Annotated in this window: 15 protein-coding genes; 12 read left to right on the forward strand and 3 right to left on the reverse strand. The window is 63.9% G+C overall.

The features are described from left to right. Nucleotides 1-3 precede the first annotated feature (3 nt). From BG457_RS16785 to BG457_RS16795, 3 genes are read left to right on the forward strand one after another with little or no spacing between them, the layout of a single operon-like run. Nucleotides 4-1,104 carry a UDP-N-acetylglucosamine--N-acetylmuramyl-(pentapeptide) pyrophosphoryl-undecaprenol N-acetylglucosamine transferase gene (locus tag BG457_RS16785; RefSeq protein ID WP_071798708.1) on the forward strand — a complete coding sequence of 367 codons (1,101 nt, stop codon included), beginning with the start codon at nt 4-6 and terminating at the stop codon, nt 1,102-1,104. Beyond that, nucleotides 1,101-2,513, forward strand: coding sequence for a UDP-N-acetylmuramate--L-alanine ligase (gene murC, locus BG457_RS16790; RefSeq protein ID WP_071798711.1), 1,413 nt, complete (start codon nt 1,101-1,103; stop codon nt 2,511-2,513). The genes BG457_RS16785 and murC overlap by 4 nt, the downstream gene beginning before the upstream one ends. Then, complete coding sequence (locus BG457_RS16795; RefSeq protein WP_139257820.1) at nt 2,510-2,791, forward strand: hypothetical protein; 282 nt, start codon at nt 2,510-2,512, stop codon at nt 2,789-2,791. The genes murC and BG457_RS16795 overlap by 4 nt, the downstream gene beginning before the upstream one ends. A 28-nt stretch (nt 2,792-2,819) precedes the next feature. Here the strand turns inward: BG457_RS16795 and BG457_RS16800 are convergent, their stop codons facing one another. Then, nucleotides 2,820-4,433: a GMC family oxidoreductase gene (locus BG457_RS16800; protein WP_071798714.1), complete on the reverse strand. Its 1,614-nt coding sequence runs from the start codon at nt 4,431-4,433 to the stop codon at nt 2,820-2,822. 231 nt (nt 4,434-4,664) lie between these two features. Between BG457_RS16800 and BG457_RS16805 the strand changes: the two genes are divergently transcribed. The 9 genes from BG457_RS16805 (at nt 4,665) to BG457_RS16845 (ending at nt 12,893) form a co-directional block, all read left to right on the forward strand. After that, the gene (locus BG457_RS16805) at nt 4,665-5,669 is read left to right on the forward strand and encodes an ABC transporter substrate-binding protein (RefSeq protein ID WP_071798716.1); all 1,005 of its coding nucleotides are present in this window, start codon (nt 4,665-4,667) and stop codon (nt 5,667-5,669) included. A 48-nt stretch (nt 5,670-5,717) separates the two neighbouring features. After that, complete coding sequence (locus BG457_RS16810) at nt 5,718-6,515, forward strand: ABC transporter ATP-binding protein (protein ID WP_071799269.1); 798 nt, start codon at nt 5,718-5,720, stop codon at nt 6,513-6,515. Continuing rightward, nucleotides 6,512-7,279 carry an ABC transporter permease gene (locus BG457_RS16815; RefSeq protein ID WP_071798718.1) on the forward strand — a complete coding sequence of 256 codons (768 nt, stop codon included), beginning with the start codon at nt 6,512-6,514 and terminating at the stop codon, nt 7,277-7,279. Before BG457_RS16810 ends, BG457_RS16815 begins: the two co-directional genes overlap by 4 nt. A 258-nt stretch (nt 7,280-7,537) precedes the next feature. Beyond that, entirely contained in the window at nt 7,538-8,917 is a 1,380-nt protein-coding gene (cysG, locus tag BG457_RS16820; protein ID WP_071798721.1) for a siroheme synthase CysG, read from the forward strand. Next, nucleotides 8,914-9,219 (forward strand): DUF2849 domain-containing protein, encoded by a 306-nt coding sequence (locus tag BG457_RS16825; protein ID WP_071798723.1) that lies wholly within the window; start codon nt 8,914-8,916, stop codon nt 9,217-9,219. Before cysG ends, BG457_RS16825 begins: the two co-directional genes overlap by 4 nt. A gap of 48 nt (nt 9,220-9,267) precedes the next feature. Beyond that, a complete protein-coding gene (locus tag BG457_RS16830) occupies nt 9,268-10,929 on the forward strand; it encodes a nitrite/sulfite reductase (protein WP_071798725.1) in 1,662 nt (553 codons plus the stop codon). Next, on the forward strand, nt 10,919-11,650 hold the full coding sequence (locus tag BG457_RS16835; RefSeq protein WP_071798727.1) for a phosphoadenylyl-sulfate reductase: 732 nt from the start codon (nt 10,919-10,921) through the stop codon (nt 11,648-11,650). Before BG457_RS16830 ends, BG457_RS16835 begins: the two co-directional genes overlap by 11 nt. After that, nucleotides 11,647-12,066 (forward strand): DUF934 domain-containing protein, encoded by a 420-nt coding sequence (locus tag BG457_RS16840; protein ID WP_071798728.1) that lies wholly within the window; start codon nt 11,647-11,649, stop codon nt 12,064-12,066. Before BG457_RS16835 ends, BG457_RS16840 begins: the two co-directional genes overlap by 4 nt. Nucleotides 12,067-12,080: 14 nt before the next feature. Then, a complete protein-coding gene (locus BG457_RS16845; protein WP_071798731.1) occupies nt 12,081-12,893 on the forward strand; it encodes a ferredoxin--NADP reductase in 813 nt (270 codons plus the stop codon). A gap of 123 nt (nt 12,894-13,016) precedes the next feature. On the opposite strand, the gene BG457_RS16850 is transcribed toward BG457_RS16845, so the two are convergent. Both BG457_RS16850 and BG457_RS16855 read right to left on the reverse strand, forming a co-directional pair. Then, nucleotides 13,017-14,198, reverse strand: a complete 1,182-nt coding sequence (locus BG457_RS16850; protein WP_071798733.1) for a M24 family metallopeptidase — start codon at nt 14,196-14,198, stop codon at nt 13,017-13,019. Nucleotides 14,199-14,260: 62 nt separating this feature from the next. Beyond that, entirely contained in the window at nt 14,261-15,637 is a 1,377-nt protein-coding gene (locus BG457_RS16855; RefSeq protein WP_071798735.1) for an aminotransferase class III-fold pyridoxal phosphate-dependent enzyme, read from the reverse strand. Nucleotides 15,638-15,653 lie beyond the last annotated feature (16 nt).

Raw genomic sequence — 15,653 nt, forward strand, 5'->3', positions numbered from 1 at the left:
ATCATGGCCAAGCCGCCACTTCTTCTGATCGCCGCCGGGGGCACCGGGGGGCATATGTTCCCCGCACAGGCGCTGGCCGAGGAAATGCTGGCACGCGGCTGGCGGGTGAAGCTCTCGACCGATGCACGCGGCGCGCGCTATGCGGGGGGCTTTCCGGGCGCTGTGCGCATTGAGAAGGTCCGCGCCGCAACCTTCGCCCGTGGCGGCATGGCCGCGAAGCTGAAAGTGCCGTTTCTGCTGGCCGCAGGCTGCCTGCGCGCCGCCCTTGGCATGATCCTCGATCGTCCGCGCGCCGTGGTGGGCTTTGGCGGCTACCCCTCCATCCCCGCGCTGAGTGCGGCATGGGCGCTGCGTGTGCCCCGGATGATCCATGAACAGAACGGCGTACTGGGCCGAGTGAACCAGATTTTCGCGCGCCGCGTCAATGCGCTCGCCTGCGGTACATGGCCCACCGAGATGCCCGCCGGGATCGAGGGCAGTTTCACCGGCAACCCGGTGCGCGGAGCGGTGCGCGAGCGCGCCGCCGCGGGCTATATCCCGCCCGGCGATTATCCGATGGATCTTCTGGTGATCGGCGGCTCGCAGGGCGCGCGGATCCTGTCCGATGTGGTGCCCGAGGCCATCGCGGCGCTACCAGAGGCGATCAAGCGCAACTTGACGGTTGCCCATCAGGCGCGCGAAGAAGATATCCCGCGCGTGGTCGCCGCCTATGAGGCGGGCGGGGTCGCTGCCGAAATCGCGCCTTTCTTCGGGGATATCCCGCGCCGCCTGTCGGAATGCCAGCTGGTGATCAGCCGGGCCGGGGCCTCTTCGGTGGCCGATATCTCGGTGATCGGGCGGCCTGCGGTGCTGATCCCCTATGCCGCCGCCGCCGCCAATCATCAGGCCGCCAATGCCAGGATGCTTTCGGGCGTCGATGCGGCCGTGGTCTTCCCTGAATCCCAGTTCACCCCGGACGCGCTCTCAGAGACGCTCTATTCAATCCTGACCAATCCCAAAGCGGCCGAGACCATGGCCCGATCCGCGCTGAAAGTGGGCCGCCCCGATGCGGCGTCAGCCCTTGCCGAGATGGTCGAAACCCTTGCCCGAAAGGAGCCGAGATGAGCCCCGCCACGAAACTGCCCACCGATATCGGACCGATTCATTTTATCGGCATCGGCGGTATCGGCATGTCCGGCATTGCCGAAGTGCTGATGACATTGGGCTATGATGTGCAGGGCTCGGACATGAAGGCCAGCGCCATCACCGAGCGGCTGGAAAGCCTTGGCGCGCAGGTGATGATCGGCCAGCGCGCCGAAAATCTGGGCGCGGCGGCGGTGATCGTGGTCTCGACCGCGATCCGCAAGGACAATCCCGAACTGATGGAAGCGCGCCGCCTTGGCCTGCCGGTGGTGCGCCGCGCCGAGATGCTGGCCGAACTGATGCGGCTGCGCTCGAATATCGCGATTGCGGGCACGCATGGCAAGACGACGACCACGACCATGGTTGCGGCCCTGCTCGACGAGGGCAAGCTGGACCCGACCGTGATCAACGGCGGTGTGATCCATGCTTACGGCTCGAATGCGCGGGCGGGCGCAGGCGAATGGATGGTGGTCGAGGCCGACGAGAGCGATGGCAGCTTCAACCGCTTGCCCGCGACCATCGCGATTGTCACCAATATCGACCCCGAGCATATGGAGCATTGGGGCAGTTTCGACGCGCTGCGCAAGGGCTTTCATGATTTCGTCTCGGGTATCCCCTTCTATGGGCTCGCGATCTGCTGCACCGATCACCCGGAAGTGCAGTCGCTGGTGGCCCGGATCACCGACCGGCGCGTGGTGACTTTCGGCTTCAACGCGCAGGCCGATATCCGCGCGATGAACCTGCGCTATGAGGGCGGCATCGCGCATTTCGACATCGCGCTGCAGGATGAGCGGCGCATGATCAAGGGCTGCACCCTGCCCATGCCGGGCGATCACAACGTCTCGAACGCGCTGGCCGCTGTGGCGGCGGCGCGGCATCTGGGCATGAACCCGTCCGAGATCCGTGCGGCGCTGGCGAAATTCGGCGGCGTCAACCGCCGTTTCACCCGCGTGGGCGAGGTCGATGGCGTGACCATCATCGATGATTACGGCCATCACCCGGTCGAGATTGCTGCGGTGCTGAAAGCCGCGCGTCAGGCACTTGGCGGCGAGGGCAGGGTGATCGCCGTGCACCAGCCGCACCGTTTCACGCGGCTCTCGAACCTGTTCGAGGAATTCTGCACCTGTTTCAACGAGGCCGATGTCGTGGGCATCGCGCCGGTCTATGCGGCGGGCGAAGAGCCGATTGCGGGCGCAAGCCGCGATGATCTCTTGGCAGGGCTCAAGGCGCATGGCCACCGGGCCGCGCATCCGGTCGATACCGAGGATGATCTGGAAGCGCTGGTGCGCGGGCATGCGCAGCCCGGCGATATGGTGATCTGTCTGGGCGCGGGCACGATCTCGGGCTGGGCGCATGGTCTGGTGCCGCGCCTGCGGGCGCGCGCCGCGTGATGCTGCCGCCAGAGGCACGGATATGGCTGCTGATGGGCGGTGCGCTTGTCGCCGGTGCGCTTCTGGCGGCGCTGCTGATCCACCGGGGCTGGGCGCGCGCCTATGGGGCGGTTCTGGCCGGGCATATCCTGGCCGCCATCGGCCTCTTCCTTGCAGCGCGGCAGGCGCAGGGCATGGCGGGGCTGGGCCATGCCATCATGCTGTCGGTCTTTGTTCTGCCCGCAACCCTTGGCATGGGCCTCGGCGGCGGCGTGATGTGGTGGCGGCGCAAAAGGTAAGGTGCGTGCTCAGCACGCACCCTACGGATCACGTGGCGCGCGCATCCTCGCGGATCATATCGGCGGCTTTTTCGGCGATCATGATCACCGGCGCCTGGGTATTGCCCGAGGTGATGCGCGGCATGACCGAGGCATCCACCACCCGCAAGCGCTCGACCCCGTTCACCCGCAACCGGCCATCCACCACCGCGCGCGGGTCGGTTCCCATCCGCGCCGTGCCGACAGGGTGAAAGATCGTCGAGGCGATATCGCCTGCCGCGCGGGCAAGCGCGTCATCGCTCTGAAACGCCGCCCCCGGCTTGAACTCTTCGGGCCGGTAGCGCGCCAGCGGTTGCTGTTCCATGATCCGCCGCGTCAGCCGGATCGCGCGCGCGGCCACAAGCCGGTCGCCCTCGGTCGAGAGGTAATTCGGCTGGATCACCGGATGCGCCCTTGGATCGTTTGACGCCAGCCGCACATGGCCGCGACTTTCGGGCCGCAAATGGCAGACGCTCGCGGTGATCGCGGGAAAATCATGCGGCGGCTGGCCGAACGCGTCCAGCGTCACCGGCTGGACATGATATTCCAGATCCGGACTGGCCAGCCCTTCGCCGGAATAGGCGAAGGCCCCGAGCTGGCTCGGCGCCATCGCCATCGGCCCCCGCCTGCGGGCCAGATAATCCAGCCCGATCAGCGCCTTGCCCCACAAAGTCGAGGCCATCGTGTTCAGCGTTTTCACCCCCTGCACCCGATAGGCACAGCGGATCTGCAGATGGTCCTGCAGGTTCTCGCCCAGATCGGGCATGTCATGGATCACCTCGATCCCGTGGCTTTGCAACAGCGCCCCCGGCCCAAGACCGGAAAGCTGCATCAGATGCGGCGTGTTGATCGCGCCCGCCGAGAGGATCACCTCGCCCGCCGCCATCGCCCGCGCGGGCGCGCCCCTATGCGTGAAGCGCACCCCCGCGGCGCGCCGCCCCTCCAGGATCAGCCCCTCGCTCTGCGCGTGGGTCAGAACGCGCAGATTGGGACGCCTCAAAGCGGGACGCAGGAAGCCGCGCACCACCGACCAGCGAAACCCTGCGCGCTGGTTCACCTTGAAATAGCCGACCCCGAAATTATCGCCCAGATTGAAATCCGCCGTTTCGGGAATGCCCGCCGCCACCGCCGCCTCTTTCCAGGCATCCAGTATCTCCCAGCGCAGCCGCTGTTCCTCGATCCGGAAACCGCCACCCGCGCCATGCTGGCCCGGCACGGCGCCTGCATAATAATCCTCGGATTTCAGGAAATAGGGCAGCACATCCTCCCAGCCCCATCCGGCAAGCCCCATCTGCCGCCAGCCATCGTAATCCGCCGCCTGTCCGCGCAGGTAAAGCATCCCGTTGATCGAGGAACACCCGCCCAACAGACGCCCGCGCGGATAGATGAGCGCGCGCCCGTTCAGCCCCGGTTCAGGCGCGGTGCGGTAGCGCCAGTCGGTGCGCGGATTGTCGATGCAATAGAGATAACCCACCGGGATATGCACCCAGTGATAGAGGTCATTGCCGCCCGCCTCCAGAAGCAACACGCGGGTTTTCGGGTTCTCGCTCAGCCGGTTCGCCAGCACACATCCGGCTGAACCCGCGCCGAGGATGATATAGTCATAGCTGCCGAAATCCTGCATCGCCCACCCCCCGCCGATGCTGCCAAATTTCCCGATCCCGGCAGGGCGCGCAAGCCCAAAACCTGTGCAACGGGCCGCATCTCGCTGCGTCAGGGCGCTTAATTCTGTTGCAACTGCCCGGCTCCTGCACAAGAATACCGCAAAGGCAGAGGGCCGGGCTGCAAGCCTTGTGACTTTGCCGCGACAAGGGCTTAGTCCAGAGCCATGACCCCAACAGCAAGAGGTTCTTCCATGCTGCACCGCACTCTGACCACTGCCATCGGCTTCACGGCTCTGGCAGGTTCGCTTCATGCCCAGACCGCCATGCCTTTCGCGCTGGACTGGCGTTTCGAAGGGCCCTCCGCGCCCTATTTCGTGGCCATCGAGAAAGGCTATTTCGCCGAGGCGGGCCTTTCGGTCGAAGTCACCGCCGGGCAGGGCAGTCTGGACGCCATCCCCAAAGTCGCGACCGGCGCTTTCCCGGTGGGCTTTGCCGATATCAACAGCCTGATCAAGTTTCTGGACCAGAATCCCGGCGCACCCGTGATCGGCGCGATGATGGTCTATGACAAGCCGCCCTTCGCCATTGTGGGCCGCAAATCGCTCGGTGTCGAAACCCCTGCCGATCTCGAAGGCAAGATCCTCGGTGCTCCGCCCCCCGATGGTGCTTTCGCGCAATGGCCGATCTTTGTCGCGGAAACCGGCATCGACGCCTCGACCATCACCATTGAACCCGTGGGCTTCCCGACCCGTGAGCCCTCGCTGGCCGAAGGCACGGTCCATGCCGTGACCGGCTTCAGCTTCACCTCCTTCCTCAGCACCGCCCGTCTGGGGGTGCCGGAAGAGGATCTGTCGGTCATCCTGATGGCCGATCACGGGGTGGACCTCTATGGCAATGTGATCATCGTCAATACCGATTTCGCCGAAGCCAATCCCGATGCGGTCAAGGGCTTTCTAGGGGCCGTGGCCAAAGGCGTGATCGACACGATCGCTGACCCTGCCGCGGCGGTCAAAGCCATCGAGCCGTTCAATCCGGCGATGGATCTGGAGCTGGAACAGCGTCGTCTGGAACTCGCCCTGCGCGACACGATGGTCACGGATTGGGTGCTGGAAAACGGCATGGGGATCATCGACGCAGATCGTTTCGCCAATTCCATCGAGCAGATCAAACTCACCTACGAGTATCAGACCGAGCCGGATGCGAGCCTCTATTTCACCGATGCCTTCCTGCCCGAAGGCGGCTTCAAGCTCGACTGAGTGACGACGGGCCAGCGCGCGCCGCTGGCCCAATCCCAAAAGGGCCGCATGACAAATCTCATTGAAATCAAGGGCGTGCGTCACGCCTATCGCACCGATGCCGGGCCGCTGCCGGTTCTGGACGGTCTGGAAATCTCTGTACCCGAAGGCGGCTTTGTCGCTGTGGTCGGCCCCTCGGGCTGCGGCAAATCCACCCTGACGCGGCTGATCGCCGGGCTGATGAAACCCGATCAGGGCGAGGTCTGGCTGCATGGCGAGCGCGTGAAGGGACCGCGCGCGACCGTCGGCATGGCGTTTCAGAACCCGGTGCTGCTGGAATGGCGCTCGATCCTCAAGAACGTTCTGCTGCCGCTTGAAATCGTGCCCTCGAAATTGTCCAAAAAACAGGCCGAAGAGCGCGCACGCTTCCTCTTGTCGCTGGTGGGGCTGGAGGGGTTCGAGGACAAGCGCCCCTCGGAACTGTCGGGCGGGATGCGTCAGCGCGCCAGCCTTTGCCGCGCGCTGATCCACCAGCCCGAAGTGCTGATCCTTGACGAGCCCTTCGGCGCGCTCGACGCCTTCACCCGCGAAGACCTCTGGCAGACCATGCACCGCGTCAAGGAACGCGAACCCTTTACCGGCGTGCTGATCACCCATGATCTGCGGGAATCGATCTTTCTGGCCGATCAGGTTGTGGTGCTCTCGGGCCGCCCCGCGCGCACGCAATATGTGCTCGATATCCCTTCCAGCGGCCTGCGCACGCTCGATGACCTCTACACGCCGCAGGCCGCCGAGCAGCTCAACATCCTGCGCCACCAGATCCAGATCGCGCAGGGGCGCGCGTCGGCCGGGGAAGCCTCAGCATGAACAAGCACTTGCGCGCCATTGCGGTCCCGCTCATCGCCATCGCGATCCTGCTGGCTTTCTGGGAATGGCTGGTCTGGTTCAATGGCTGGCCCAAATTCAAGATGGCCGCGCCCTCGGACCTGCTGCCCGCCTATCAGCGCCATTGGCACCTGTTCCTGACTATGGGCTGGCAGACGCTCTGGCGCACGGTTCTGGGGCTGATGCTGGCGGTTCTGTTCGGCACGGCTCTGGGCATGATCATGGGCTTTTCGCGCACCATGCGAGACGCGCTTTATCCGATCCTCGTGGGCTTCAACGCCATCCCCAAGGCGACGGTGGTGCCCATCGTCGCGCTGATGTTCGTGGGCCAGCATGATTTCAACACGGTGCTTCTGGCCTTCATGATCTCCTTCTTCCCCATCGCGGTCTCGGTCAGTATCGGCCTCTCGACGCTGGAGCCCGAATATCGCGATATCCTGCGCAGCCTTGGGGCCTCGCAGGCGACGATCTTCTGGAAGATTGCCCTGCCCAAGACCCTGCCGGAATTCTTCGGCGCGCTGAAAGTCGCGGTGACACTTGCCTTCATCGGCACCAACCTGATGGAGATCGTCAGCCCGCACGGGCGCGGCCTTGGCGCGCTGTTCGATAGCGGGCGCACCAATTCCGATTTCCCGCTGATGTTCGCGGTGCTGATCGCGCTCGCCTTCCTCGGGATCGTGCTCTATTACATCGTTGTGGCGCTGGAAAAAATCTTCGCAGGCTGGGCCGAACGCGCGCCGGGATAGCGCGGTCCGACGCCTGTCATCCTTGCGCGGATATCCACCAGCGGGCGGGGGTGGTCAGTCCCCGCTTTTCCTGTCCTCAAGGTATTTGATCGCGCAGCGGGCATCTTGCCGGAACAGCTTTCCAATTCCGGGGCCAAACTGCTGATCAGTTACTGCCCTGACTATGTACATTGAACATGTTCCTTATCCTGCCGCGCATATGGTCAAATAGCAGGAAAATATTCTATATTGCTGCACAAGCGAAACAGGAGTCGCCCCATGCAGCACTATCCGGTCTTTCTGGACATGACCCGTGCCCGCGTCGTTATCGGCGGCGGCGGTGAGATTGCGCTGGCGAAACTGCGGCTCCTGCTGAAAACCGATGCGCAGATCACCCTTGCCGCGCCGGATTTCGCCCCCGAGATCGAAGCCCACACCCCCCGCGTGACCCTGATCCGCCGCTCGCTTCTGGGCAGCGATCTGCAGGACGCGCGTCTGGTCTATGCCGCGACCGGCGATGATGCCGAGGATGCCCGCATCGCAGCCCTTGGCCGCGAGGCGGGCGCGCTCGTGAATGTCGTCGACAATCTCGACGCTTCCGACTTCCTGACCCCGGCCATCGTCGATCGCAGCCCCGTCGTCATCGCCATCGGCACCGAAGGCGCGGCCCCGGTACTGGCGCGCAAGATCAAGGCCCATCTCGAAGAGGTGCTGCCCGCCTCGCTGGGTCTCCTCACCCGCATCGGCAAGGGCTTCCGCGCTCTGGCCGAGCAGTTGCCGCAGGGCGCGCGCCGTCGCGCCTTCTGGTCGGAATATTTCGACACTGCAGGCCCCCGCGCACTGCATCAGGGCGGCGAGGGACAGGTCCGGCAGGCGCTGGACGATCTGCTCGTCCGCCATCTGGACGCGGCCGCCCCCGAAGGCCATGTCGATTTCGTCTCGGCAGGCCCCGGCGACGCAGAACTGCTGACGCTGAAAGCCCGCAAGCTGATCGACCGCGCCGATGTCGTGATCTTTGACCGGCTGGTCTCGCCCGAAATCCTCGAACTCGCCCGGCGCGAGGCGGTGATGATCTCTGTCGGCAAGGAAGGTTTCGGCCCCTCGACCCCGCAAGAGGAAATTCACCGCCTGATGATCGAACATGCCGGGCAGGGTGCGCATGTGGTGCGTCTCAAGGGCGGCGATGCCTCGGTCTTTGGCCGTCTGGACGAAGAAACCGAAGCGCTCGACGCCGCCCGCATCCGCTGGCAGGTCATCCCCGGTGTCACTGCGGCCTCCGCCGCAGCCGCCAGCATCGGCCAGAGCCTGACCCGGCGCGGGCGCAATCAGTCGCTGCGGCTGGTAACGGCCCATGACATGCAGGGCTATGCCGATCAGGACTGGCGCGCACTGGCCGCCCCCGGCGCAATCACCGCGATTTATATGGGTAAACGCGCCGCGCGCTTTGTTCAGGGGCGGCTTCTGATGCATGGCGCCAGCCCCGACACCCCGGTCACGCTGGTCGAGAACGCCTCGCGCGTGGATCAGCAGATCCTCCCCACCACGCTCGCGCATCTGCCGCAGCAGGCCAGCGTGCTTGCCGGTCCCGCGATCATCCTTCTGGGCCTTGCGCCCAAAGCCGCCGAGCAGGCAATCGAGATTCAGGAACAGGCCCTATGAGCACCCGATTCACCACTTCTGTCGTCACTGCGAATGACCTGTTCGAAGGCGATGTCGTCTATCTGACGCCGCAGGGCGGCTGGTCGCGCATCCATGCCGAGGCCGAGTTGTTTACCGATCAGGCCGCCGCCGAGGCCGCGCTGGACGCCGCGAATGCCCAGCCCGATCGGCTGGTCGGCGCCTATCTTGCGCCCGCGCGCAGTGGCCCCGACGGCCCCGAGCCCGCGCATTTCCGCGAAGAATTCCGCGCGCGCGGCCCGTCAAACTACCTGCATGGCAAACAGGCCGAGCGAATGTGTTGAGCCCCCAAGCCACATATTCCTGACCTGCCCATCAAAGGACCGAACGCCATGTATACCTATTCCGAATTCGACCGCGACTTCCTCGCGACCCGCAACGCCCAGTTCCGCGCCCAGGTGGAACGCCGCATCGCCGGCAACCTGACCGAAGAGGAATTTCGCCCGCTGCGCCTGATGAACGGGCTCTATCTGCAGCTCCATGCCTATATGCTGCGCGTGGCCATCCCCTACGGCACGCTCCGCAGCGCCCAGATGCGCCAGCTGGCCCTGATCGCCGATAAATGGGACAAGGGCTACGGCCATTTCACCACCCGCCAGAACATCCAGTACAACTGGCCGCGTCTGCGCGATGTGCCTGATATCCTTGATGCTTTGGCCGAAGTCGGGATGCATGCGATCCAGACCTCGGGCAATTGCGTGCGCAATGTGACGGCGGATCATTTCGCAGGTGCTGCGGCGGATGAGATCGCAGATCCGCGCCCCGTGGCGGAGCTCTTGCGCCAATGGTCCACCGATCACCCCGAATTCCAGTTCCTGCCGCGCAAGTTCAAGATCGCCATCACCGGCAGCCCCAATGACCGCGCCGTGACCCGCGCGCATGATATCGGGCTGCGCATGGTGCTGCAGGACGGCCAGCGCGGGTTTGAGGTGATCGTTGGTGGTGGTCTGGGCCGCACGCCGGTGATCGGCAAGGTGCTGGCGGAATTCATCCCCGAGGCCGATCTGCTGCCCTATATCGAGGCGATCCTGTCGACCTATAACAGCTTCGGTCGCCGCGATAACAAATACAAGGCGCGCATCAAGATCATGGTGAACGAGCTTGGGCTGGAAGAGGTCCGCGCCCGTGTCCAGCGCCGGTTCGAGACGCTGCGCGCCGAATGGCAGGGGGCCGATCAGGCGATCCTCGCCGATCTGCGCCGCGACTTCGCGCCGCCCGCTTTCCGCGTGGCGCCGACAGAAGCCTATGAAATCGCGTATAAAAATGACCCTGTATTCCGGTCCTTCGCGGATACGAATCTGGCCCAGCACTGGCAAGAGGGCTACACGATTGTCACCATCAGCCTGAAGGCGCATGGGGCGACACCGGGGGACGCGACCTCGGACCAGATGCGCCTGATGGCCGATCTGGCCGAGCGCTATGGCCATGACGAGTTGCGTATCAGCCATGAGCAGAACGTGATCCTGCCACATGTGCACAAATCCGACTTGCCCGCGCTGCACGCGGCGCTGCAACAGGCCGGGCTAGCGACGGCGAATGTCGGGCTGATCTCGGATATCATCGCCTGCCCCGGCATGGATTATTGCGCGTTGGCCACGGCGCGCTCGATCCCGGTCGCGCAGGAAATCGCGACCGCGTTTGAAGCGCGTGAGCAGGATATCGGCGGGCTGAAAATCAAGATATCGGGGTGCATCAACGCCTGCGGACATCATCATGTGGGTCATATCGGGATTCTCGGTCTCGACCGGGCGGGCGTCGAGAATTACCAGATCACGCTTGGCGGCGATGCGACCGAGACGGCGGCGCTTGGGGAACGTGCTGGTCCGGGCTTTGCCTATGACCAGATCGTCCCGGCCATCGAACGGGTGATCGATGCCTATCTCGACCTGCGCGAAGATCCGCAGGAAGAGTTTATCCAGACATTCCAACGGCTTGGGGCGCAACCTTTCAAGGATGCACTCTATCTGACAGGAGATCGCGCAGATGCCGCTTGATGCACCTTCCCTGATTGCCGAGCTGCTGCGCGATCATGCCGAGAGCACCGCGCAGGGTTTTCTGACGGACGCCATCGCGCGGGTGGGGCGTGTCGCGATGGTCTCGTCCTTCGGGGCGGATTCGGCTGTGCTCTTGCATATGGTGGCCCAGATCGACCGCGATCTTCCGGTCTTATTCATTGATACTCTTGCACTTTTTCCCGAGACCGTGGCCTATCAGAAGGATCTGGCCGCGCATCTGGGGCTGAGCAATGTGCAGACGATCACGCCGGATCGTACGGCGCTCTTCGAGCGTGACCCGGAGGGGTTGCTGTATCAGTCGGATACCGAAAGCTGCTGCCAGCTGCGCAAGGCGGAGCCGCTGGAGCGGGCGCTGCAGGGCTATGATGCCTGGATCACCGGGCGCAAGCGGCATCAGGCGGCGACGCGCGCGGATCTTGACCGGGTGGAGATGGAGCCAGGAACGGGACGTATCCGATTGAATCCATTGGCAGATTGGACGGCCGCGCAGATCGGCGCCTATCTCGATGCGCATGACCTGCCGCGCCACCCGCTGGTCGCGCGGGGCTATCCGTCGATCGGCTGCCAGCCCTGCACTTCGCGCGTCCTGTCGGGTGAAGATCCCCGCGCAGGTCGTTGGCGCGGAACGGAAAAAACCGAATGCGGGATTCATTTCATTGGCGGGGTGCCGCAGCGCGCCCGGAAGGCAGATGCAGCATGAGTGTGATTGTCACCGATACCGGCTTCAAGAGCGATGACTGGCCCGAAGGGGCGGTCGCGTTCGCCGAGATGGAACCCAACGGGATCAACAGCCTGGTGGCTGTTGATCTGCCCGGCGACACGGCCCCGGAGGCTGTGGAAGGGCTTGCCGAACGCGCGAGTCATATCCGCGTCCTGATCCCCGCTTTCAGCGATGGGCGCGGGTTCACGCTGGCTAAGCAATTGCGGCGTATGGGTTTTTCCGGGCGGTTGCGCGCGGCGGGGCCGCTGATTGCGGATCAATATGCCATGGCGCGGCGGTCGGGTTTCGACGAGATCGAGATCCCGCCTGCGCTGGCGGAACGGCAACCTGAAAGCGACTGGTTGGCGCGGGCGGATTGGCAGGCGCCGCATTACCAGCGTCGGTTGCAAGCATAAAAGGACTATAATTCATGTCACTGGACGACGTTCTTCAGGCGAAGAAAGCCACCCCCACGCTGCCCGATGCGCAGGTGGTCACAAGCGTAACCCATTATACCGACAGGCTTTTTGCCTTTCGCTGCTCGCGCCCGCAAAGCCTGCGCTTCCGCTCGGGCGAGTTTGTGATGATCGGGCTGATGGGCGACAATGGCAAGCCACTTTTGCGAGCCTATTCAATAGCTTCGCCCTCATGGGACGAGGAATTGGAGTTCTATTCCATCAAAGTGCCGGATGGCCCGCTGACCTCGCGTCTGCAGCATATCCAGCCCGGAGACCCCATCATCTTGCGGCCCAAGCCGGTCGGAACGCTAGTGCTTGATGCATTGCTGCCGGGCAAGCGGCTGTGGATGCTGGCCACCGGAACCGGCATCGCGCCCTTTGCCTCGCTCCTGCGCGACCCGGAAACCTGGGAGAAATATCAACAGGTTATCGTCATGCATACCTGCCGCGAGGCGGCGGAACTGACCTATGGCAGAAACCTGATCGAGGCGCTGCCGGAAGACCCGCTGATCGGGGAACTGGTCGAGGGCAAGCTCTTGTATTACCCGGCGACGACGCGCGAGCCGAGTGCGAATATGGGAAGAGTGACCGATAACCTGTTGTCCGAAAAGGTTTTTGCCGATCTTGGCATCCCGCCGCTGGACCCGGAGACTGACCGGGCGATGGTCTGCGGATCGCTGGATTTCAACAAGGATATCAAGGCGATACTGGAAGAAGCTGGGCTGCGCGAAGGGGCGAACTCTGCCCCCGCAGAATATGTGGTGGAAAAGGCTTTTGTCGACTAGATGTTGATTTGAAAAAGCCTTTCACCAGATGAAAAAACCCCGCGTCTGTCGCGGGGTTCTTTTTTTGCCTGATGAAAACGCATTCCGCGATGTGAAAAATGCGCTCCAGCCGGGTTGCGACCGTTATTTCACGAAGATCTCGCGCGGTGTTTCGCAGAGAAGTTCCGGCCCTTGTTCGGTGATGAGCACCGGCTCGGTGATTTCCAGCCCGCCATCTTCGAGCCAGAGCGCGGGCATGAAGTGAATCACCATGCCCGGTTTCAGCTCGGTCATGTCACCACGGCGTAAAGACAGCGTGCGCTCGCCCCAGTCGGGCGGGTAGCTGAGACCGATGGAATAGCCGCAGCGATTGTCCTTCTCGAAGCCGCGCTTGTTCAGCGTCGCGTTGAAGGCATTGGCCACATCCTCGGCCCGCGCGCCGGGATAGCATTGCGAGAGGCCCGCCTCGGTCGCCTCTAACACCGCGTCTTCGGCATGGCGGTAGAGATCGGGGACAGTGCCGAAAAACAGCGTGCGCGATTGCGGACAATGGTAGCGGCGATGCACGCCCGCGATTTCGAAAAAGGTCGATTCGCCCTTGCGCATGGGCCGGTCATCCCAGGTCAGATGCGCGGCAGTGGCATCGAGGCCGGAAGGGGCCATGGGCACGATGGCGGGGTAATCGCCCCATTGGCCATCCGCGCCTTCGATCCCGGCCTTGGAAATCTCGGCCACCAGCAGGTTCTTGGCCATGCCGGGTTCGGCGACATCGAGGATGACCTGATGCATGCGTTCGACGATCCGGGCTGCGCGGCGGATATAGAGCAGTTCGGATTCGGATTTCACCAGCCTTTGCCAGTTCACGAGCCCCGTGGCATCGACAAAGCGGGCTTCGTGCAGATGGTTCACAAGGGTCTGATGCGCGGCGGCGGAATAATAGTAATTGTCCATCTCGACGCCGATCCAGCCGGTATTCCAGCCGCGATCAATGATCAGCGCGGCCAGCGCTTCCATCGCGTGTTTCTGCGGGTTCTGAACATAGGTGTCATCATAGGGGACGATGCTGTCTTCGCTTTTGGTGAAGACCGTGCGCAGGGCGCCGGGGGCGTCGATGCCGCGCCCCCACCAGATCGGATCGCCGTGGAGCGGCAGCAGGACCGCCTGCGGCACATAGAAGGACCAGCCGTCATAGCCCGAGATCCAGTTCATGTTGGAGGGATCGCAGATGATCATCAACTCGATGCCGCGCAGGTCCATTTCGACGCGGGTGCGGGTGATGCGGGCCTCATATTCGGCCTGGGTAAAATTCGGGTTGGTTGTGGTCATGGGCGGATCCGCAGGACAAAAAAGCCCCCGCGGGATTGCGGGGGCTTTGGGGGCTTTGGGGGTCAGAACTGGCCGGTCACAGCGTCGATAGCGTCGCGCGTGGCGGTGACGATCTCATCGGCCTCGGGCCGGGACAGGCACAGGGGGGGCGCGAAGCCGATGATTTCGCCCTGCGGCATGGCGCGGGCGATCACGCCGCGTCTGGCCATTTCGCCCACCACCTGCGCGGTGACTTTCTCGGCGGCGTCGAAATCCGTGCCCGTGGCGGGGTCGCGCTGCAATTCGACTGCGGCGAGCATGCCGTCGCCGCGCACATCGCCGACGAAACGGTGATCTGCCAGCGCATCGGCCATGGTCTGGCGGAAATAGGCACCAGTGTCGCGGGCATTCTCCACCAGACCAAGGCTGTCCACCAGTTTGAGGTTTGCCACACCGGCAGCGGCGCCGATGGGATGGGCGGAATAGGTCCAGCCATGGCCGAAGGGGCCGAACCTGTCGGTGCCTTCTTCGAGGATCCTGTACATCTCGTCGCTGACGATGGAGCCGGAAAGCGGCGCATAGGCGGAAGTGAGGCCCTTGGCGATGGTGATGATATCAGGGGTGATACCGTAATGGGTGGAACCCATCATCGTGCCCAGACGGCCGAACCCGGTGACGACCTCATCGGCGATCAGCAGGATATCGTGTTTCTTGAGAATCGGCTGGATCGCTTCCCAATAGCCTGCGGGCGGGGGGACGATGCCGCCGGTGCCAAGGATCGGCTCGCCGATGAAAGCGCCGATCGTGTCCGCGCCTTCGCGCTCGATCAGCTCTTCCAGTTTCGCGGCGCAATGGGCGGTGAACTGTTCCTCGCTCATCGCGGGGTCGGGGCGGCGGAAGTAATAGGGGGCCTCGGTATGGATGACCTCGGACAGGGGCAGGCCGAATTTCGCGTGGAAGGGCGTGAGGCCGGTGAGCGAGCCGGTGATCAGGCCCGAGCCGTGATAGCCGCGCCAGCGCGAGATGATCTTGCGTTTCTCGGGGCGGCCCCGGACGTTGTTGATATACCAGACAAGTTTCACATTGGTTTCATTCGCATCCGACCCGCCAAGGCCGAAATAGACGCGGTTCATATGCGCGGGCGCGCGCTCTGCCACCATATGGGCGAGCGTGATCGAAGCCTCGGTCCCGTGGCCGACATAGGCGTGGTAATAGGCCAGCTCATGCGCCTGGGCGGCGATGGCCTCGGCAATCTCGCTGCGGCCATAGCCGACATTGACGCAATAGAGGCCCGCGAAAGCGTCGAGCAGGCGGGTGCCGTCGCGATCCTCGATATAGACGCCCTTGGCGGTGCTGACGATGCGCGCGGGGCTTTCGCCGCGTCCGTGCTGGCCGAAATGGGTGGAGGGGTGGAGGAAATTCTCGCGATCCCACTGGCTGAGTTGGTCATTTGTCAGCATGTTGCGACCTTTCTGA

This window comes from Natronohydrobacter thiooxidans (assembly GCF_001884735.1).
GTDB lineage: Bacteria > Pseudomonadota > Alphaproteobacteria > Rhodobacterales > Rhodobacteraceae > Roseinatronobacter > Roseinatronobacter thiooxidans_A.